The sequence below is a fragment of the Aureimonas sp. D3 genome, assembly GCF_001463805.1.
Lineage (GTDB): Bacteria > Pseudomonadota > Alphaproteobacteria > Rhizobiales > Rhizobiaceae > Aureimonas > Aureimonas ureilytica_A.
Genome location: NZ_BBWM01000005.1, coordinates 23,810 through 42,443 on the forward strand (window position 1 = coordinate 23,810; position 18,634 = coordinate 42,443).

18 protein-coding genes are annotated in these 18,634 nt (G+C 67.6%); 12 read left to right on the forward strand and 6 right to left on the reverse strand.

Features of this window, described 5'->3' with window-relative positions:
* Nucleotides 1-420: 420 nt before the first annotated feature.
* Both AUL36_RS02070 and AUL36_RS02075 read left to right on the forward strand, forming a co-directional pair.
* Nucleotides 421-1,812, forward strand: a complete 1,392-nt coding sequence (locus AUL36_RS02070) for a DEAD/DEAH box helicase (protein WP_058635116.1) — start codon at nucleotides 421-423, stop codon at nucleotides 1,810-1,812.
* 151 nt (nucleotides 1,813-1,963) lie between these two features.
* Nucleotides 1,964-2,281 (forward strand): polyhydroxyalkanoic acid system family protein, encoded by a 318-nt coding sequence (locus tag AUL36_RS02075; RefSeq protein WP_058635115.1) that lies wholly within the window; start codon nucleotides 1,964-1,966, stop codon nucleotides 2,279-2,281.
* A 3-nt stretch (nucleotides 2,282-2,284) separates the two neighbouring features.
* Here the strand turns inward: AUL36_RS02075 and AUL36_RS02080 are convergent, their stop codons facing one another.
* Nucleotides 2,285-2,797: a hypothetical protein gene (locus AUL36_RS02080; protein ID WP_062217478.1), complete on the reverse strand. Its 513-nt coding sequence runs from the start codon at nucleotides 2,795-2,797 to the stop codon at nucleotides 2,285-2,287.
* A gap of 147 nt (nucleotides 2,798-2,944) precedes the next feature.
* Between AUL36_RS02080 and AUL36_RS02085 the strand changes: the two genes are divergently transcribed.
* The 4 genes from AUL36_RS02085 to AUL36_RS02100 all read left to right on the forward strand — a co-directional run bounded on the left by AUL36_RS02085 (nucleotide 2,945) and on the right by AUL36_RS02100 (nucleotide 7,387).
* The gene (locus AUL36_RS02085) at nucleotides 2,945-3,271 is read left to right on the forward strand and encodes a hypothetical protein (protein WP_153005402.1); all 327 of its coding nucleotides are present in this window, start codon (nucleotides 2,945-2,947) and stop codon (nucleotides 3,269-3,271) included.
* A gap of 96 nt (nucleotides 3,272-3,367) precedes the next feature.
* Nucleotides 3,368-4,630: a cytochrome c gene (locus AUL36_RS02090; RefSeq protein WP_062217482.1), complete on the forward strand. Its 1,263-nt coding sequence runs from the start codon at nucleotides 3,368-3,370 to the stop codon at nucleotides 4,628-4,630.
* A 37-nt stretch (nucleotides 4,631-4,667) separates the two neighbouring features.
* Nucleotides 4,668-5,156, forward strand: a complete 489-nt coding sequence (locus AUL36_RS02095; protein WP_058635111.1) for a (2Fe-2S)-binding protein — start codon at nucleotides 4,668-4,670, stop codon at nucleotides 5,154-5,156.
* On the forward strand, nucleotides 5,153-7,387 hold the full coding sequence (locus tag AUL36_RS02100; protein WP_062217484.1) for a xanthine dehydrogenase family protein molybdopterin-binding subunit: 2,235 nt from the start codon (nucleotides 5,153-5,155) through the stop codon (nucleotides 7,385-7,387). Before AUL36_RS02095 ends, AUL36_RS02100 begins: the two co-directional genes overlap by 4 nt.
* 70 nt (nucleotides 7,388-7,457) lie before the next feature.
* On the opposite strand, the gene AUL36_RS02105 is transcribed toward AUL36_RS02100, so the two are convergent.
* Entirely contained in the window at nucleotides 7,458-8,807 is a 1,350-nt protein-coding gene (locus AUL36_RS02105; protein ID WP_062217488.1) for a dicarboxylate/amino acid:cation symporter, read from the reverse strand.
* Nucleotides 8,808-9,076: 269 nt separating this feature from the next.
* Here AUL36_RS02105 and AUL36_RS02110 point away from each other — a divergent pair, with 269 nt between their 5' ends.
* From AUL36_RS02110 to AUL36_RS02120, 3 genes are all read left to right on the forward strand, one after another.
* Nucleotides 9,077-10,885: a sensor histidine kinase gene (locus tag AUL36_RS02110; protein WP_062217490.1), complete on the forward strand. Its 1,809-nt coding sequence runs from the start codon at nucleotides 9,077-9,079 to the stop codon at nucleotides 10,883-10,885.
* Nucleotides 10,882-12,234: a sigma-54-dependent transcriptional regulator gene (locus AUL36_RS02115; protein ID WP_062217493.1), complete on the forward strand. Its 1,353-nt coding sequence runs from the start codon at nucleotides 10,882-10,884 to the stop codon at nucleotides 12,232-12,234. The genes AUL36_RS02110 and AUL36_RS02115 overlap by 4 nt, the downstream gene beginning before the upstream one ends.
* A gap of 255 nt (nucleotides 12,235-12,489) precedes the next feature.
* Nucleotides 12,490-13,788 carry an MFS transporter gene (locus tag AUL36_RS02120; protein WP_062217496.1) on the forward strand — a complete coding sequence of 433 codons (1,299 nt, stop codon included), beginning with the start codon at nucleotides 12,490-12,492 and terminating at the stop codon, nucleotides 13,786-13,788.
* Between the two features lie 56 nt (nucleotides 13,789-13,844).
* Here the strand turns inward: AUL36_RS02120 and AUL36_RS02125 are convergent, their stop codons facing one another.
* On the reverse strand, nucleotides 13,845-14,093 hold the full coding sequence (locus AUL36_RS02125; protein ID WP_058602514.1) for a hypothetical protein: 249 nt from the start codon (nucleotides 14,091-14,093) through the stop codon (nucleotides 13,845-13,847).
* Nucleotides 14,094-14,274: 181 nt separating this feature from the next.
* On the opposite strand from AUL36_RS02125, the gene AUL36_RS23625 reads away from it, so the two are divergent.
* Nucleotides 14,275-14,532, forward strand: a complete 258-nt coding sequence (locus AUL36_RS23625) for a hypothetical protein (protein ID WP_156418234.1) — start codon at nucleotides 14,275-14,277, stop codon at nucleotides 14,530-14,532.
* An 88-nt stretch (nucleotides 14,533-14,620) separates the two neighbouring features.
* Entirely contained in the window at nucleotides 14,621-14,872 is a 252-nt protein-coding gene (locus AUL36_RS02135) for a hypothetical protein (protein WP_058602516.1), read from the forward strand.
* Nucleotides 14,873-14,905: 33 nt separating this feature from the next.
* Here AUL36_RS02135 and AUL36_RS02140 read toward each other — a convergent pair whose 3' ends face one another.
* Both AUL36_RS02140 and AUL36_RS24130 read right to left on the reverse strand, forming a co-directional pair.
* Complete coding sequence (locus AUL36_RS02140; protein WP_062217502.1) at nucleotides 14,906-15,961, reverse strand: imelysin family protein; 1,056 nt, start codon at nucleotides 15,959-15,961, stop codon at nucleotides 14,906-14,908.
* Nucleotides 15,958-16,107 (reverse strand): hypothetical protein, encoded by a 150-nt coding sequence (locus AUL36_RS24130; RefSeq protein ID WP_192843768.1) that lies wholly within the window; start codon nucleotides 16,105-16,107, stop codon nucleotides 15,958-15,960. Before AUL36_RS24130 ends, AUL36_RS02140 begins: the two co-directional genes overlap by 4 nt.
* A 251-nt stretch (nucleotides 16,108-16,358) precedes the next feature.
* Here AUL36_RS24130 and AUL36_RS02145 point away from each other — a divergent pair, with 251 nt between their 5' ends.
* Nucleotides 16,359-17,195 (forward strand): DUF2076 domain-containing protein, encoded by an 837-nt coding sequence (locus tag AUL36_RS02145; RefSeq protein ID WP_062217505.1) that lies wholly within the window; start codon nucleotides 16,359-16,361, stop codon nucleotides 17,193-17,195.
* Nucleotides 17,196-17,255: 60 nt separating this feature from the next.
* Here AUL36_RS02145 and AUL36_RS02150 read toward each other — a convergent pair whose 3' ends face one another.
* Nucleotides 17,256-18,617: an APC family permease gene (locus AUL36_RS02150; protein ID WP_062217508.1), complete on the reverse strand. Its 1,362-nt coding sequence runs from the start codon at nucleotides 18,615-18,617 to the stop codon at nucleotides 17,256-17,258.
* Nucleotides 18,618-18,634: the final 17 nt, after the last annotated feature.

Genomic DNA, 18,634 nt, shown 5'->3' on the forward strand with positions numbered 1-18,634 from the left:
GCGCCGCACTCCCCGCCGCCCGAAAGGAACGCCATGTTCCCTTCATCGTGCCACTGGAGCCCCTGTTTCCCCTGCAAGCCCCGAACCCCCGTCTTGTCCATCCTTCATATCTAGCTTGAAGCGCCAAAATCCAAGTGGCTTCCCCCTGCGGGACGGTAGGCCCGAATATATCTGCATGGCTGACGATCGCTCAGCGCGCGAGGAAACCGCTTGACGCTGAACTGCGACGCGCCGATATAGGCCCGGTAATTCCGCGTTTGCGCTGCGCCTGCCTTCTGCGATGTTCGAGAATCGGACTGGTCGGGCGCCTGCTGGTCGAAATTTTCGTGCCAGCCGCGGTCCGCGCTGATCTGTTCCCGCGCAGGAACGTTTAGCCGTTTATCGGCCCTCCTGTGGGCCGAAGCCATCGTAAGGCATTTCTTGACCCAAACGAATTTTCAGGCGCTCGGCCTTGCCGACGCGCTTCTGTCCGCTCTCGCGGCCATGGACTTCACCGTGCCGACGCCGATCCAGGCGCAGGCTATCCCCGCTGTTCTGAAGAACCGCGACGTTCTGGGCATCGCCCAGACCGGCACGGGCAAGACTGCGGCCTTCTCCCTGCCCATTATCGATCAGCTCCTGCGCGCCGGCGGCCGGCCGAAGTCCGGCTCCGCGAAGGTCCTGGTGCTCGCTCCCACGCGCGAACTCGCCATCCAGATCGCGGACAATGTGAAGGGCTTCACATCAGGCACGCCGATCCGCCACATGACCGTGTTCGGCGGCGTGTCGATCCGTCCGCAGATGGAAGCGGCCCGTCGCGGCGTCGATATCGTGATCGCGACCCCGGGCCGCCTTCTCGACCTGATCGACCAGCGCGGCCTGACGCTCGCCGACATCAGCCACGTCGTGTTCGACGAAGCGGATCGGATGCTCGACATGGGCTTCATCCGCGACATCACCCGCATCGTGAAGATGCTGCCGACGAGCCGCCAGTCGCTTCTGTTCTCGGCGACCATGCCCGACAACATCGCCTCGCTGGCCGCCAAGTTCCTGAAGAACCCGGTGCGCGTCGAGGTGACGCCCGAGGTCGTGACGGTCGAGAAGATCGACCAGAGCGTCTTCCTCGTCCCGCAGAAGATGAAGAAGCACTGGCTGATCAAGCATCTGCCGGGCTTCGAGAAGACCGTCATCTTCACCCGCACCAAGCATGGCGCCAACCGTCTGTCGGAAGACCTGGAAAAGGCCGGCATCGGCGCGCTCGCGATCCATGGCAACAAGAGCCAGGGTGCGCGCCAGCGCGCTCTATCGGAGTTCCATGCCGGCAAGCTGCGGGTTCTGGTGGCCACCGACATCGTGGCGCGCGGCATCCATGTCGACGACATCAGCCATGTCGTGAACTTCGACCTGCCGGAAGAGCCGGAAAGCTACGTGCACCGCATCGGCCGCACGGCGCGCGCGGGCAAGTCGGGTATCGCGGTGACGCTGTGCGATCCGTCCGAGCGCTCCAAGCTGCGTCAGGTCGAGAAGATCACGGGCCTGCGCTTCGACGTGCAGACCAACGAGTTCTCCGACGCCTCGGCCGTGGCCGACGAGCCGCGCGGCGAACGGGCGGCCCGTCCCCAGCGCGGACCGCGCCCGGCCCCCCGCGGCGAGGGTGGACGCGGCGGGCGTAACGGCCAGCCGGGCGAGCGTCGCCCCCATGGCGACACGCAGCGCGGTGCGCCACGCGGCGAGTCCTCCCGTTCGGACGAGCGCAACGCCAACCCGGGGCGCAACCGCACCCGCCGGGGCGGCGGTTCGCGCCCGCAGGGCGGCTCGCGCGTCGCGGGCTGATCCTCGCGCATCATCAGAGAAGCGAGAAAAGGGGCCGCAAGGCCCCTTTTTTCATGCGCGCTCCGGTCCCTCGCTTTGGCGCGCGGCAGTTGCGCCGGGGCTCTCATCCCCCATATGCAGGGCACGAAACCCGCGACGAAAGACCAAGTTCATGGCCGAGACGGTAAAGGTCGACATCCCGCACAAGCTGACGCGCGAGGCGGCGCGCCAGCGCATCAGCGAAGGGTTCGACCGCGTGCGTTCCGACGCGACGGGCGGGATGCTGAAGTTCGAGGACCAGTGGACCGGCGATCATCTCGACTTCCGCGCCGGAATGCTCGGCCAGCGCATCGTCGGCCGGCTCGATATTCTGGACGATCACGTCCATATCGAGCTGGACCTACCGGGCTTTCTGGCCTCGCTCGCCAACAAGGTCACCGGCAAGATCCGCTCCGAGGGGCAGATCCTGCTGGAGAGCAAGAAGGCCTGAGCCTCAAGGCGTTGCGGGGGCGCTGCGCAGCGTGGCGTTCTCGGCCACGATCACCGGGCTGGACGGACCCGGGGTGATCGAGCGGATCGAGCCGAGCCCCGGCACCACGGAGCCGACCTTGACGCGCATCAACTCGTTGCGCGTCGCCAGCAGCGCCTCGTCCTTGAACACCATCACGATCTGATAATCGTCCGCCGTCGGCTCGCGCAGGCGCACGATCTGCGGCGCGGGCATGGCACTGGCCATGTCGAGCGAGCCGGTTTCGATCTTATCGGTCTTGGGCGGCATGTTGGCGAGCGCCGCTTCCTGAAAGTAATCCGGCGACCGGATCGACACCACGAAGGACCACGTGAAGAAGCCGGCCGAAGCGAGCGCCAGAAGAACCGACCCGGACCCCACCACCCAGTCCGCCATCGACCAGTCGTCGGCGAAGCGGGCCAGCTTGATCGGCGGGCGTGTGGACTCCGCTTCCTCTGTTTCTTCGTCGTAGAGGTCCAGCGTGGCGATGTTGGTCATGGCGCAATCCTCGGGTGCGGAATGACCCAAGGGTGGCGCTCGGCCCATTAACGAAGATCGACGATCCCGCATCGACGCTCAGTAAATCGCGCGTTAAGGTTAGTCGGATATGAATCAGGCATCGCATCCTCCCGGAGTCCTCTTCTCTTGATCCGCGACAGACGCCGGCAATCGCGCCGCAAAACGAGATTGCGGCCCGCCAAGCTCCTGACGGAGGGGGGCCAATTCCTGTGTGATTGCGCGGTGGTGGAACGCTCCGATCGCGGCGCGCGCATTCGCGCCTTCGCGCCGGTGCAGGTGATGATTCCCGAGATGCTCTTCCTGTTCGACGAGGTGGAGTCGTACAAGCATCGCTCGCGCATCGTCTGGTCGAAGGGCCCCGAACTCGGGCTGGCCTTCGTGTCGCTGGCCGAGTTCGTCGAGGATGGCGAGCGCCACCGCATTGCCGGGCGCTTCTATGCGGTGTCGGAATAGCGCAATAGCTGACCTTGGCGTGATCGGCTCTGGCCTTGCGGCGGATACGCCGTAGGTTATGCCGGGATGTCTCCGACGAACCGGAACCCTGCGGATTTGATCCGGATTGCTGCCCTTCTTCTCGGCCTGCTTCTGACGGCGGGGCTAGCCTTTCTCGTCTATGCCCTCAGCCCCGAGGCGATGGAGCCCGTGCCGCCTCAGCCGCGCGCCGCGTTCTCGCAGCTGGCGGTCGAGCGCGGGCAGCGCGTGGCGCTGATCGGCAATTGCGTGAGCTGCCACACAGTGCCCGGCGGCGCGCCCTATGCCGGCGGCTATGGCGTGGACACGCCCTTCGGCACGATCTACGGCACCAACATCACGCCGGACGCCGAGACCGGCATCGGCACTTGGTCGCTCGAGGCCTTCACCCGCGCCATGCGCGAGGGCATTGGCGCCAAGGGCGAGCATCTCTACCCCGCCTTTCCCTATGATCATTTCACCAAACTTTCGGACGGCGACGTCGCCGCGCTCTACGCCTTCCTGATGACGCGCGAGCCGGTGCGCCGGACCACGCCAGAGAACGATCTACCGGCCATCCTGCGCTTTCGCCCGCTTCTGGCCGGCTGGAAGCTCCTAGCCTTCCGCGAGGGGCGCTTCGAGCCCGATCCCGCGCTCAGCGAGCCGCTCGACTATGGGCGCTATCTTGTGGAGGGCGCGGGCCATTGCGGAGCCTGCCACACGCCGCGCAATCTGATCCAGGCCGAAACGAGTGACGAGGCGCTGCGCGGCGGCCTATCCGCCGGCTGGTCGGCCCCCGCCATCGCCGGGCCGATCGAAGTGACCGCGCCATGGACGCAAGGCGCTCTCGAGACCTATCTGCGCGATGGGTTCGACCGGGATCACGGCGCGGCTGCCGGCCCGATGCAGCCGGTCGGCGCGCATCTCGCCCGCACGCCGATGGAGGACGCGAGCGCCATCTCGGCCTATCTCCTGTCCCTCATGCAGCAAAGCGAACGAGCGCCACTTGCGCCCCGGACGGAGACCAAGCCGGACACGATGCCGGGCGCGGCGCTCTTTGCCGGCGCCTGCGCGAGCTGTCACAGCGGCTCCCCTGCCTCCGCCTCGCAAGGCCTGCCGCTGGAGAAAAGCGGCGCGACCCACGCCGAGAGCGCGCGCAATCTCGTGCAGTTCATTCTTCACGGCCGGCAGCTGCCCCCCGGCGCGGCGGGCGCAGCCATGCCCGGCTTCGCCCGGCTCCTGACGCGCCAGCAGGTGGCCGATCTCGCCGCCTATATCCGCGCGCGCTACTCCAACGAGCCGCCCTTCCAGCAGCTGGATGCCACGGTGAACGAGCTGGCGGATCGGGCGGGGTTGCCGTGAGGCGCGCGGTGCCCTTCTCACAGAGGAACGATCGGACATGGTGACGCTGACCGTCAACGGCCGGCGCGTCGAGACGGACGCCGATCCGACGATGCCGCTTCTCTATCTCCTGCGCGACGAGCTGCAGCTGAACGGCGCGAAATATGGCTGCGGCGTCGGCCAATGCGGCTCCTGCGCCGTGCTGGTGGACGGACGCTCCTCCTTTTCCTGCCTCCTGCCCGTGGCGGCGCTCGAAGGGCGCGAGGTGGTGACGCTGGAAGGGCTCGGCGCGGGCGAGAAGCCGGGGCCGGTGCAGGCCGCCTTCATCGCCGAGCAGGCAGCCCAATGCGGCTATTGCATTCCCGGCATGATCATCGCCGTGGAAGGGCTCCTACGCCGCAACGCCTCGCCCGACGAGGCGGCGATCCGTGAAGCGCTTCAGCCCCATCTCTGCCGCTGCGGAACCCACGCGCGCATTCTCCGCGCGGCCCTGCGCGTGACGACGCCTCCCGCTGCCTCGGCCAAGCTTGAGGGCTCCAAGCCATGAGCCCCGACCTCTCCCGCCGCCTCGTGCTGAAAGGCGGCGCGCTGACGCTCTTCTTCGCGCTCGCGCCGGGTTCCGCGCGCGCGCAAGAGGCCGATATCGGCGGCGAGGGCGCGCAGGCCGGCGGCGCGCTACCGGGCAGTCTGGAAGACACGCCCCGCCTGGACAGCTGGATTCGGCTGGGGTCCGATGGCACCGCCACCGTCTTCACCGGCAAGGCGGAGCTCGGCCAGGGCGTGCGCACCGCGCTCTGGCAGATCGCGGTGGAACAGCTGCGCATGGCGCCCGATCGGGTCCGGCTCCAGACCGCCGACACGGGCGCGACGCCGAACGAAGGCTTCACCGCCGGCAGCCAGTCGATCAGCGAAAGCGGCGCGGCCATCGCCCATGCGGCGGCCGAGGTTCGGGCCCTTCTTCTTGCGCGCGCCGGCGAACGGCTTGGGCTTGCCCCCGAGAGCCTCAACGCCGAAGACGGCATCGTACGCGCGCCGGACGGGCGGAGCCTTGCCTATGCTGATCTTGTGGCCGGGCTGGATTTGGCGATCGACGCCCGCCCCGGCGCGCCCCTGATCCAGGGAGCCGAGCGGCGCGTGGTCGGCCAGCCCGTGCCGCGCCTCGACATTCCCGCCAAGCTGACGGGTCGCGCGGCCTATATCCAGGATATGAGACCGAAGGGCATGATCCATGCCCGCGTCCTGCGCCCGCCCCTGCCGGGCGCGCGGCTTCTGGACCTCGCGCCAGCCGAGGTGGAGGCGATGGAAGGCGTTCTGAAAGTCGTGCGTCAGGGCAGCTTCGTCGGCATCGTGGCGCAAACGGAATGGCAGGCGATCCGCGCGCGCGACGCTCTCGCCCGGCTGGCGCGCTGGAACGAGCCCGCCCCCCTGCCCCCGGCCGGCTCGATTCATGACTGGCTGCGCATGGCGCCAGCCGAGACGAGCGTGATCGCGGAGACCGCCGGCCCCGCGCCGGAGGGCGAGTGGATCACCGCGACCTATCGGCGGGCCTATCAGATGCACGGCTCGATCGGCCCGTCCTGCGCGCTGGCCGAGATTCGCGACGGCCAGCTCACCGTCTGGAGCCATACGCAGGGCGTTTTCCCCGACCGGGCGGCCATTGCCGAACTGACGGGCCTGCCCCCGGAGCGCGTGCGCGTCATCCACGCGGAGGGCGCGGGCTGCTACGGTCATAATGGCGCGGACGATGCGGCCGGCGATGCCGCGCTTCTGGCGCTCGCCGTGCCGGGCCGGCCGGTGCGCCTGCAATGGATGCGCGAGGACGAGCATCTGTTCGAGCCCTATGGCTCGGCCACGGTCTCGCAGATCGGCGCGCGGCTTTCGCCCCAGGGGCGGATCACGCAATGGTGCTACGATGTCTGGTCCATGCCCCATTCGACGCGGCCGGGCACGGCGGGCAATCTTCTGGCCGGCCGGCTGGTGGAGCCGCCCTTCGAGCCTGAAACGCCGCGTCCCATTCCGCAGCCGACGGGCGGCGGCGACCGCAACGCCATTCCGGGCTACGACCTCCCGAACCAGCGCGTGACCAACCATTTCGTCGCTGAGATGCCGGTGCGCGTGTCGGCGCTCCGCTCGCTGGGGGCCTATCACAATGTCTTTTCGCTCGAGAGCTTCATGGACGAGTTGGCGCTCCGCGCCGGGGCGGACCCCGTGGCCTTTCGGCTGGCGCATTTGAGCGACTCGCGCGCGCGCGCCGTGGTGGAAGCGGCGGCCATGCGCTTCGGCTGGGACCGCTGGGTGCCCAAAGGTCCGATGCACGGACGCGGCTTCGGCTATGCCCGCTACAAGAATCTCGCCGCCTACTGCGCCGTCGCACTGGAGCTCAGCGTCGAGCGTGACACGGGAAACATCCAGATCGGGCGCGTCGTCGCGGCCTGCGACAGCGGCGAGGCGGTGAACCCGGACGGCATCCGCAACCAGATCGAAGGCGGGATTATCCAGGCCACAAGCTGGACTCTCTTCGAGGAGGTCGCCTTCGGCGAGCGCGGCCCGGCCTCGCGCGACTGGGCGAGCTATCCGATCCTGCGCTTCTCGTCCGTGCCGGCCTCGGTCGAGGTGCATGTTCTCGACCGGCCGGACGAGCCTTTTCTCGGCACAGGCGAAGCCGCGCAGGGGCCGGCGGCGGCGGCCATCGGCAATGCGCTGGCCCATGCCACTGGCTCGCGCCTGCGCGATCTGCCCCTGCGGCCCGAACGCATCACGGCCGCGCTAGGAGCGTGAAGCCCCAAACGAAAAAGCCCGCCCCGATCGATCGGGGCGGGTTTCTCACAATCGCTCCAAGAGCAGAGGCTTACTCGGCCGGGACGACCTGGATCGTGCCGGTCTCTTCCGTGGCCGGGCCGAGCGGCTTGGCGTGGCCGGCCAGCGCGGCATGGAGGCGGTCGGTGTCCAGTTCGCCTTCCCAGCGAGCGACGACGAGGGTCGCGACCGCATTGCCGACGAGGTTGGTCAGCGCGCGGCATTCCGACATGAAGCGGTCGATACCGAGGATCAGCGCCATGCCGGCGACCGGAACGGAAGGCACGACCGAGAGCGTCGCGGCCAGCGTGATGAAGCCGGCGCCCGTGATGCCCGCCGCGCCCTTGGACGAGAGCATGGCGACGAGAAGCAGCAGAACCTGCTCACCCAGCGAGAGATGGATGCCGGTGGCCTGTGCGATGAAGAGCGCGGCCAGCGTCATGTAGATATTGGTGCCGTCGAGGTTGAACGAGTAGCCGGTCGGGATGACGAGGCCGACGACCGACTTCTTGGCGCCCGCCGCTTCCATCTTTTCCATGAGCGAAGGCAGAGCGGCTTCCGAAGAGGACGTGCCGAGGACGAGCAGCAGCTCTTCCTTGATGTAGCGGACCAGCGCGACGATCGAGAAGCCGTTGTAGCGGCAGACCGCGCCGAGCACGACGAACACGAATAGGAAGGCGGTGATGTAGAAGGTGCCGATCAGCATGGCGAGATTGGCGACCGAGGAGATGCCGTACTTGCCGATGGTGAAGGCCATGGCGCCGAAGGCGCCGATCGGGGCGGCCTTCATCAGGATGCCGACCAGCTTGAACATCGGAGCCGACACGGCCTGGAAGAAGTCGAGAACCGGCTTGCCCTTCTCGCCGACCATGCCGAGCGCCAGGCCGAACAGGACGGAGAAGAACAGGACCTGAAGAATGTCGCCCGAGGAGAAGGCGCCGACGATCGTGGTCGGGATGATGTTCTGCAGGAAGCCCGTGATGGTCTGCTCATGCGCCTTCACGGCGTAGTCGGCGACGGCTTTGCCGTCGAGCGAGGCGGGGTCGATGTTGAGGCCCGCACCCGGCTGGATCACGTTGCCGACGATGAGGCCGATGATCAGCGCCAGGGTCGAGAAGGTGAGGAAGTAGAGCATCGCCTTGCCGGCGACGCGCCCGACCTTCTTCAGATCGCTCATGCCGGCGATGCCGGTGACGATGGTCAGGAAGATGACCGGCGCGATGATCATCTTGACGAGCTTGATGAACGCATCGCCGAGCGGCTTCATCGCCTCGCCGGTCTGCGGGTAGAAATGGCCGAGCAGGATGCCGACGGCGATCGCCGCCAGAACCTGAACGTAGAGCTGCGCGTAAAGCGGCTTGCGGGGAGCGGGCTCGCTCGCGACCACGGGTATGGATGCCATGAATACCTCCCAAACAGGTTTCTTCGCGCGGCTCATCCCGACCGCGTCGTGAAGGCTCGCGATCCGCAAACCTTTCGAAAACCATCATTGCAAGCGCCGTGCCAAATGCCGCGCAGGGCAGACATGCCGGGAACGCAAGGCTTTCTAAATCGTTTGAAGTGCTGGCACTGCGTGACGTGTGCGGATTTTCACTCAACCTTTGCCGGCGCTTGTGCGATATTCCGCACAAGATGATCCATGCTGCTTCACCTCGTCCGTCTCCTACCGTGATGCGTCTCGTGACGCTGGCGGGCGGATTCGCGCTTCTGGTCGTGGCTTGGCTGGCGGCGGGCGAGATCGGGCGGCGCGGCGCCGACAGCCAGTTGGCGGATCGATCCGAAAGCGCTCTGGCTGCCGCGGCTTCGGTCCTGCGCAGCGAGATCGGCAAGCAGCGCGCCGTCCCGAGCGTGCTCGCCGAAGACCCCGAAGTGCTGGCGGTTCTACGCGAGCCGACAAAGCCGATGCTGGAGCGTGTGAACCGCCGGCTGGACGGCCTGGCGGCGACGACGGGCGCGAGCGTGATCTATCTCGTGGCGCGCACGGGCTTGGCGATTGCCTCCAGCAATTATGCCGATCCGCAAAGCTTCATCGGCAACGACTACCGTTTTCGCCGCTATTTCTCCGAATCCATCACGGGCGGCCAAGCCGAGCAATATGCGCTGGGCTCGGTCAGCCGCCGGCCGGGGCTCTATATCGCGCGCCGGGTCGGCAGCGCCGAAGCGCCGCTCGGCGTCGTGGTCCTGAAGATGGAGTTGGACGCCGTGGAAGAGACATGGCGCGCCGGCGGCAACATCGTCTTCGCGACCGACGAGCCGGGCGTGATCCTCGCGACGACCCGGCCGGACTGGCGCTTTCACACGCTGCAACCTCTTGCTCCACAGAAGCGATACGCCATTCGCGAAACGCTGCAATTTGGCGAAGCGCCCCTGACGCCGCTGAGCGAACTGACCTTGAACGGCGGCACGCAGGGCCGCTTGGCGAGCGGGCCGAACCGGGAGATTCCCGTCTTCGTATCGGAGCGCCCGCTCGGAGACCCCAGCCTGAATTGGCGGCTCTATCTTCTTCTGCCATCCGAAGACGTGCTGGACGAGGCGCAGCGCTCCAGCCGGCTGGTCGGCTTTGCGATCGTGCTGGCGGTGGTCGGCCCCGGCATCGCGCTCCAGCGCCGCCGCCGCCGCTCGCACCAGCGACAGGCCGACCTGCGCGCCACGGCCGCCGAACTGGAGCGCCGCGTTGCCGAGCGCACCGCCGAGATCGCGGACACGAACCGCCGCCTGCGTGATGCCATGGACGCGCGGGAATGCGCCGACCAGCGGGCGGGCGAGTTGCGCGAGGAGCTGGACCAGGCCGCGCGCCTGGCGACCCTCGGGCAGATCGCGGCGGGCGTGGCGCACGAGATCAACCAGCCACTCACGGCCATTCGCACCTATGGCGAGAATGCCGGCCTGTTTCTGGAGCGCGGCGACACGCAGCGCACGGCCGACAATCTGAAGCTCGTGGTGGGCCTTACGGATCGCATCGGCTCGATCACCGGGGCGCTGCGCAATTTCTCGCGGCGCGGCTCGCAGCCGCTTGGCCCCGTCTCGCTGCGCGAGGCGGCGGACGGCGCGCAAATGCTGCTGCACAATCGCTTTTCGGTCGTCTCGGCCGATCTGGTGCGCGAGGGCGACGCTTGGGACCTCAGCGTGCTTGGCGAGCCGATTCGCCTGGAACAGGTTCTGGTGAACCTGCTCCAGAACGCGCTCGATGCCGTGGCCGAGACGGAGGGCGCGCGCATCGTGCTGGCTGCCTGGCGGGACGGCGAAGAGGTCGCGCTCAGCGTCGGCGACAACGGGCCGGGCATCGACCCGTCCGTTCTGCCGCGCCTGTTCATCCCCTTTTCCACCGCCAAGCCGCGCGGACTCGGCCTCGGCCTCGTCATCTCGCGTGACATTCTCGCCGAATGGGGCGGCGAGCTTTCGGCGACAAGCGAACCGGGCCGAGGTGCGACCTTCACGGCGCGGCTTCGATGGGTCCATGAAACAGGGAACACAGCATGAGCGAGACCCTGCCCCTGCCCGTCGCCTTCGTGGACGACGAGGCCGACATTCGCGCCGCCAACGAACAATCCCTGCTTCTGGCCGGTTATCGCCCGCTTCTTTTCGAGCGGGGCGAAGCGCTTCTGGCTGCGATCGACGAGGGCTTCGAAGGCGTGGTCGTCACCGATCTGCGGATGCCCGGCCTCAGCGGGCTGGACCTGTTCCGCCGCCTGCGCGCGGTGGACGCGGACCTGCCGGTGATCCTGGTGACCGGCCATGGCGATGTCGCGACCGCCGTGGATGCCCTGCATGAGGGCGTCTACGACTTCATCGCCAAGCCCTATTCGGCTGCGCGGCTGATGGATGCCGTGCGGCGGGCCGGCGAGAAGCGGCGGCTGGTTCTGGAAAACCGACGGCTGCGCGATCTCGCGCGGCAGGTGGATGCGAGCGATGCGCCCTTGATCGGCGAAAGCCCCGCCATGCAGCGCCTGCGCCACACGATCCGCCAGATCGCGGATGCGGATGTGGACGTTCTGGTGGAAGGCGAGACCGGCTCCGGCAAGGAGGTGGTGGCAAGCGCCCTGCACCATTGGAGCCGCCGCGCGCCCAAACCCTTCGTGGCGCTCAATTGCGGCGCGCTGCCGGAAACCGTGATCGAGAGCGAATTGTTCGGCCATGAAAGCGGCGCGTTCACGGGCGCGGCCAAGCGCCGCGTCGGGCGCATCGAGCATTCGAGCGGCGGCACGCTGTTTCTGGACGAGATCGAGTCCATGCCGGCAGCGCTGCAGGTGAAGCTCCTGCGCGTTCTGGAAACGCGCGAGGTCGATCCGCTAGGGACCAACGAGCGCCGCGCGGTGGATTTGCGCGTCGTGGCCGCCGCCAAGGTCGACCTCGGCGCGCCCGAAGCGCGGGCCTATTTCCGCGAGGATTTGTTCTATCGCCTGAACGTCGTCACCGTGCAGATCCCGCCCCTGCGCGAGCGGGGGGACGACGTGCCGCTTCTGTTTGCGACCTTTCTGGAGCGTGCGGCCAAGCGCTTCCGCCGCGAGCCGCCCGCGATATCTCCGGGCGTGATCCGGCATCTGCGCGAGCATGACTGGCCGGGCAATGTGCGCGAGCTCGTGCATTTCGCCGAGCGCGTCGCCCTCGGGATCGCCGATGTGGCATCGCGGCCGGAAATCCCCCGCGCGGGCCTAACCCTGCCCGAGCGCGTGGACGCCTTTGAGGCGGATGCGATCCGCGAGGCGCTGGAAGAGAACAACGGCGACGTGAAACTGACGATCGAGGCGCTCGGCATTCCCCGGAAGACCTTCTACGACAAGCTCCAGCGCCACGGCATCAGCCGCAAGGATTTCGCCGGCGAGGCGTAGCGTCGGGGAGTTTCGATCGCCGGAAAGCCACCAGCGCGAAAGTGCGGTCGAAGCGTTTTCCATTTGGCAAGAGCGCACGCTCTGACAATCGCGTGAAGATTCGATTGTGAGCCGCCGGCTCTTCGTCTACACAACCGCACGCTCCATCGCGAGCCAAGGAGGACGGCACCCGCCCCCGTGCCCGGACGGGCGGCGTGATGATGCCACTTCCGCCTCTGCGTCCCCCTTGGACGCCGCCACTCCAGAGAGGATGCCATGACGCCCGTTCGGCCCGCCAGCTCGAAGATCGCCACCGTGTTGCGCGTGACGAGCGGCAACTTCCTGGAGATGTTCGACTTCTTCCTTTTCGGATTTTACGCGTCCTATATCTCCAAGACATTCTTTCCGGCCGGCAGCGAGTTCGCCTCGCTGATGCTGACCTTCATGACCTTTGGCGCAGGCTTCCTGATGCGCCCGCTCGGCGCGATCTTTCTGGGCGCCTATGTCGATAGTATCGGGCGGCGCAAGGGTCTGATCGTCACGCTCGGCATCATGGCGACGGGAACGATCCTGATCGCCTTCGTGCCGGGCTACGAGACCATCGGTCTCGCAGCGCCCCTTCTGGTGCTGGTCGGCCGCCTGCTGCAGGGCTTCTCGGCGGGCGTCGAGCTGGGCGGCGTGTCGGTCTATCTCGCCGAAATGGCGACGCCCGGGCGCAAGGGCTTCTATGTGTCCTGGCAGTCGGGTAGCCAGCAGGTCGCCGTCATGTTCGCGGCCGCGATCGGCTACGCCTTGAACAACATGCTGGCGCCGGCCGCCATGAGCGACTGGGGCTGGCGCGTTCCCTTCTTCATCGGCTGCGCGATCGTGCCCTTCCTGTTCTATATCCGGCGCTCGCTGGAGGAGACGCACGAGTTTCAGCAGCGCAAGCACCGCCCCGCCATGCGCGAGGTCTTCGCTTCGCTGACGCGCAACTGGCGGATCGTGCTGCTCGGGATGCTGATGGTCGGCATGACGACGATCTCGTTCTACACGATCACCGTCTACACCCCGACCTTCGGCAAGGCGGTGCTGAAACTCTCCGAGACCGACAGCCTGATCGTCACCTTCTGCACGGCCCTGTCCAACCTGTTCTGGCTGCCGATCATGGGCGCGCTGTCGGACCGGATCGGCCGCAAGCCGCTTCTCCTGACCTTCTCGGCGCTGACCATTCTCACCGCCTATCCCGCCCTGTCCTGGCTCGTGGCGAACGCGACCTTCGGCCATATGCTGGTCGTCCTCTTGTGGCTGTCCTTCCTTTACAGCAGCTACAATGGCGCGATGGTCGTGGCGCTGACCGAGATCGTGCCGGGCAGCGTGCGCACGGCGGGCTTCTCGCTGGCCTATTCGCTGGCCACCGCGCTGCTCGGCGGGTTCACGCCGCTTGTTTCGACCTGGATGATCGAGGCAACCGGCAACAAGGCCGCGCCCGGCCTCTGGATGGCCTTCGGGGGCGCTTGCGGACTGGTCGCCACGCTTCTGATCTATCGCCGAGGCTCCGATGCCTCGCTTCCAGCAGTCGGCCGCACGGCCTGACCGGCTCTCGCCCCGAAGGGACGAGGTTCAAGGGCGGCTCCGGCCGCCCTTTTTTGTCAGGCGGACTGGCGGATGGCCTCGATCAGGCCGGCCAGACGCTGCGTGCCGGAGTCCGTCAGCGTTCCGCGATCGCCGGTCTCGTTCAGAAGACCGGCCTTTTCCAGTTCCTCGACACCGGCCGAGTCGGCCTTGTGTCCCTTGCCGTCGTCGAGAACGACGCGCGTGACCGCCTCGCCGCTGACCAGCGAGTGATAGGCGGCGAAGGTCAGGATCGACAGCGCGTGGTCGCTGAGTTTCTGGCTCATGATGGGGTCCTTTGTTTGGCCTCCGAACCGCAATGCGGGCCACCGGCATTTGCTCCGGTCAGCGGCAAAGTTACGCGGCGAAAAACGCAAGGGCCGACCACACAAAAACTTCCCCTCGCGCTTTCTCGACAGCGCCACGATCCATCGCTACCTCTCGCCGCGCAATCGCAAGGCACGACTGATGACGAAGACCGTAGACCCCGAATTGAACGCGCTGATCCACGAGGTGATGGACGCCCGGCTCATCAAGCCCGGCTCGCCGGAGCATGTCGTGGCCGCGCGCGTGGCGCAGGAAGGTCTCGGCGCGCTGGGGTCCGACGAGCGCGATCTGTTCGAAACCAAAGTCCTCCCGATCCTCGCCAAGCCGATCCGCGAGCAACTGGCCATCGCCTCCATTGTGCAGCGCGGCGGCTATGTGCCCCGCAAGATCGATTTCTGAACACAAGCTTGCGCTTTGCCGGCGCGCGGCGTGGAAATCGCGCGTCTCGGCCCTATCTCCGGAGTAACGTGTTTCCGGAGTAACTCCCATGTCCGCCGACCCCGAATTGTCCCGCTTGATCGCCGACGTGATCGACGCAGGCCTTCTCATGCCGGGGTCGCGCGAGATGGTCGTGGCGCAGCGCGTGGCGAGCGATGGCCAGCGCAGCCTGTCGATCGAGGATCGGCGCGTGTGGGAAAGCGGCGTCCTGCCGATTCTGGCGCAGCCGATCGACATTCAGATCGCCGTGCGCGCGCTGGTGCGCCGCTCGCATCGCCTGCCCCGCCGCGCCGTCGCCTGATCGGCGCCTCGCGCGCCGGGCGGCTCGCTAGCATCAGGGCGTCGCGCGCGCTGCTTCGATCCGAAGGCCAAGGGCCGGCGCGAGTTCGTCGGCGAGAACCGCTCTCACCGCCTTGATCCGCTCCAGCGCCGCGCCGAGCTTGGCGCGGCCTTCGGTCGTCTGGACCACGGACCCGAGATCGGGGCCGAGCGAGCGGACGGAAACGGCGACCGCGCCGAGTTCCGTGTCGGGCGAGAGACTCAAGCCCGGCGTCAGCGCGAGGAGGCCGGACTGCGCGAGGAGCGCGCGCAGCCCTTCGATATCGGCCACCAGCATGGCCGTGTCGTGCCCGCTGCGGCCGAACAGAAAGAGATTGGACGGTGTTTCGCCCTGGCTGGCCGCAAGACCGGGCGCGAGGCGCGTGTCGCCGATCTCATCGAGGCCGCGCACGGCCGTCGTCAGGAACAGAGCCAGGACATCGTCCGGGCTGCGGAACACGGGGTCGGAGGTCTTGGGCTGGGTGAGTCGTCCGGCAAAGCCGTTGGGGTTGCGCCATTGCTCGGCCACCGCATCGGAAATCTGTCCGAGATTGCCGACTATCGTCGCGCCGTAACGGCAGCGGAAGGCGCCAGCCTGCGACGTCAGATTGTCCGATCCCGCGCCGAAGAGAACATATTCCAGCGCCGTCAGCCCCTGCACGGCGACGCTCTGGCGCGGCAGGAGATCGCTCGTCGCCGCGTCCGCGTTGCGCCGGTTGACGATGATCTGCGCCTGACGCTGCGCCGCGCCGCGCCGATCGGGCCAGAACAGGTAGCGCTCCAGCCGGCTGCCCTCGGCGATCGGGCCGAAGGTGATGAACTCCACCGCGCCGAAGGCCTGCGCCAGTTCGCCGAAGCTCTGGCGCGCCGCGACCATCGCCGCTTCGTCCGGCTTGGCGCAGAGCGTGTCGAAGGCCTTGGCCTCCGCCTCGCCGGCTTTATCGAGCCGCTCGTAACCGGGCCGGATGACCTTTTCGATCGCCTGGGAGGCAATAACGGCGCGGGGTGAGGTTTCGGCGAGGGCGGAGCCCGGCGCGCCGGCCAGCGTCGACACCAGGAGACTGAGGATCAAGCCGTGCCGAAATGCACCATGCCGCATCGAAGGAACTCCTCATAGCCGAAGCCGCCGGCCGCAGCCGTCATCCGGCAAGACCCAGCCTTACCGAGCGAAAGCTGGCCGCGATCCGTACCGCCGCCCAGTTCAAGCGCACGCAGCAAGACCGCACGTGATCAACGCCCTCCCCCTTACGCCAGCGCGAACGGCCACGCCATGGCGACGCCCGCCGGGCGCAGGGCCGGCTCCAGCCTCGGCGCGATGACGGGCGTCTCGCAAAGAATCTATCGTCGCCCCGCTGGAACCGCCACAATCCCTCGCTCATCTCTAGGCAGTCCGCCGAGCGCTCCGTTTCGAGTCGCCGGCCGAGGACAAGCGATTGGCCGCCCCGGCGGCTTGCGAACGAGCGAACGAGATGAACACCGACGAACGTCAGATGCTTCAGAGCCTCTTCACCCGCCTGGGCGAAGCGGAGCGGGGGGCGCCCCCCCGCGACGGCGAGGCGGAAAGTTTCATTCGCGATCGTGTCTCCACCGCGCCGCACCTGCCCTATTACATGGCGCAGACGATCATCGTGCAGGAGGAGGCCCTCAAGGCCGCCCATGCGCGCATTCAGGAACTGGAAGAAGCCGAGCGCCAGCGTCCGGCCCAAAGCAGCGGCGGTGGGGGCTTCCTCAGCAGCCTGTTCGGCGGCGGCTCGTCCTCGCGTGACAATGCGCCTGCGCGCGATAACAGACCGATGGGCGCTCCGCAGGGCTATCAGAGCGGGCCGGAAGGCGGCTACGGCGCGCCGCAGCCTCAGCGCGGCGGCCCTTGGGGCGGCGCACAGCAGGCGGCCCCCGGCTACGGCCAGCCCCCGCAGGGCTATGGTCAGCCCCAGCCCGGTTATGGCGCGCCCCAGCCCGGCTATGGTCAGCCGGCCGGCTATCAGCCGCCCATGCAGAGCGGGCGCGGCGGCGGGTTCCTCGCCGGCGCGGCACAGACGGCCGTCGGCGTCGCTGGTGGCGTGGTGCTCGGCAACATGCTGGGCAACATGTTCGGCGGCTCGCATTCCTTCATGAACCCGGGCGAAACGCCCGTGGTCGAGAACACGACGGTCGAGAACACCGAGATCATCAACGAGGCGCCGCAGGCGCAGGACGTGGCCGATCAGGGCGGCTACGACAATGGCTATGACAATTCGGGATATCAGGACGCCAGCTATGACGATGGCGGCTTCGACGACGGCGGTGGCGACGACGACTACGCGTGAGGCCTACCGCTCGACCTCTCATGCGGGGCCGCCCTTCGGGGCGGCCCTTTTCGTTGGGGCTCAGCTGGCGCTTTCGCTTTCCAGAAAGGCGTCGATGCGCCCTTCCCGGCCGGCGCCCGTCACCAGATACATAACGAGAATGGCGAGGAGCAATCCGCCTGCGATAAGCGGCGCGGCCCAATCGCCTTCCGCGATGCGCACCACGATCAGCGCGGCGCAGAGCGCCGCGCCGAGGATCGGCACGATGCGCGGAATCTCGAACCGCCCCTTCGCCTCGCCCTTGCGGTTCTGGAGCACGACGAGCGCGATGTTGACCACGGTGAAGACCGTCAGCAGCAGAAGAACGGTGGAGGCGGCGAGCGCGCCGATATTGCCGACGAGCGACAGCGCCACCACGATCACCAAGAGCGCGGCAATGGCGACATAGGGCGTGTGGCGCGTGGCGTGGACGCGCCCGGAGGCTTCCGGTAGGAGGCCCTGACGCGACATGCCATAGAGCAGGCGCGAGGCCATGACATAGTTGACGAGCGCTGTGTTGGCGACGGCAAAGATCGTGATGCCGGCATAGACGCTGGTCGGGAACCAGGGCGCGGCGCGCTCCACCACGAGGATCAGCGGCCCCGGCGCTTCGGCCAGCTCGCGCCAGGGCACGACCGAAACCGCCGTGACGGCGACGGCGATATAGATGGCGGTGGCGGCCAGCATGGCGGCGATGATGGCCTTGGGCATGGTGCGCTCGGGCTCGCGCACCTCCTCCGAGACATTCAGCATGTCCTCGAAGCCGATGAAGGAGAAGAAGGTGAGCACCGCGCCCTGCGCGACGAGCAGCACGACCGAACCGCTGAGTGCCTCGCCGCCTTCGCCCGTCGGGAATTCCAGAAGGTTCGCGCTGCCCCAATAGGAGACGCCGACCGCGATGACGAGCAGGAGGCCGAAGGCTTCGACGACCGTGCAGAGCGCGTTCAGCCAGAGCGATTCGGAAATGCCCCGGAACAGGACGCCGGCCAGAAGCACGAGAAAGCCGATGGCAAGCACGCTTTGCGGCGCGTCGATACCGGTGACGCCCATGAAATTGCGCGCCACGACATTGCTCTGGGTGGCGATCGAAGTGAGGCCCGAACAGACCACGGCGAGGCCCACGACATAGGACAGCATCGGCCGACCATAGGCGCGCTGCGTGACATAGGCCGCGCCGCCGGCGCGCGGATAGCGCGAGGCGATGGAGGCATAGGACAGACCCGTGAGCAGCGCCGCCACCATGGACACCACGAAGGCGATCCAGATGGCGCTGCCGAGTTCCTTCGCCGCCTCGCCGATCAGCCCGTAGATGCCCGCCCCCAGCATGGAGCCGAGCCCGAACAGGGCAACCTGCGGAAAGCCGACCGCCCGTTTGAGGCTGGCGTGCCTGTCCTGCGTCCCCATCCCGATCCTCCCGTTCC

What these genes read in the sequence shown, in the direction of transcription:
- AUL36_RS02075 (WP_058635115.1), top strand. Translation starts at nt 1,964, where the DNA reads ATGGCCGAGACGGTAAAGGTCGACATCCCGCACAAGCTGACGCGCGAG.
- AUL36_RS02095 (WP_058635111.1), top strand. Translation starts at nt 4,668, where the DNA reads ATGGTGACGCTGACCGTCAACGGCCGGCGCGTCGAGACGGACGCCGAT.
- AUL36_RS02080 (WP_062217478.1), bottom strand. Translation starts at nt 2,797, where the DNA reads ATGACCAACATCGCCACGCTGGACCTCTACGACGAAGAAACAGAGGAA.
- AUL36_RS02120 (WP_062217496.1), top strand. Translation starts at nt 12,490, where the DNA reads ATGACGCCCGTTCGGCCCGCCAGCTCGAAGATCGCCACCGTGTTGCGC.
- AUL36_RS02125 (WP_058602514.1), bottom strand. Translation starts at nt 14,093, where the DNA reads ATGAGCCAGAAACTCAGCGACCACGCGCTGTCGATCCTGACCTTCGCC.
- AUL36_RS23625 (WP_156418234.1), top strand. Translation starts at nt 14,275, where the DNA reads ATGACGAAGACCGTAGACCCCGAATTGAACGCGCTGATCCACGAGGTG.
- AUL36_RS02110 (WP_062217490.1), top strand. Translation starts at nt 9,077, where the DNA reads ATGCGTCTCGTGACGCTGGCGGGCGGATTCGCGCTTCTGGTCGTGGCT.
- AUL36_RS02115 (WP_062217493.1), top strand. Translation starts at nt 10,882, where the DNA reads ATGAGCGAGACCCTGCCCCTGCCCGTCGCCTTCGTGGACGACGAGGCC.
- AUL36_RS02135 (WP_058602516.1), top strand. Translation starts at nt 14,621, where the DNA reads ATGTCCGCCGACCCCGAATTGTCCCGCTTGATCGCCGACGTGATCGAC.
- AUL36_RS02150 (WP_062217508.1), bottom strand. Translation starts at nt 18,617, where the DNA reads ATGGGGACGCAGGACAGGCACGCCAGCCTCAAACGGGCGGTCGGCTTT.
- AUL36_RS02105 (WP_062217488.1), bottom strand. Translation starts at nt 8,807, where the DNA reads ATGGCATCCATACCCGTGGTCGCGAGCGAGCCCGCTCCCCGCAAGCCG.
- AUL36_RS02100 (WP_062217484.1), top strand. Translation starts at nt 5,153, where the DNA reads ATGAGCCCCGACCTCTCCCGCCGCCTCGTGCTGAAAGGCGGCGCGCTG.
- AUL36_RS02145 (WP_062217505.1), top strand. Translation starts at nt 16,359, where the DNA reads ATGAACACCGACGAACGTCAGATGCTTCAGAGCCTCTTCACCCGCCTG.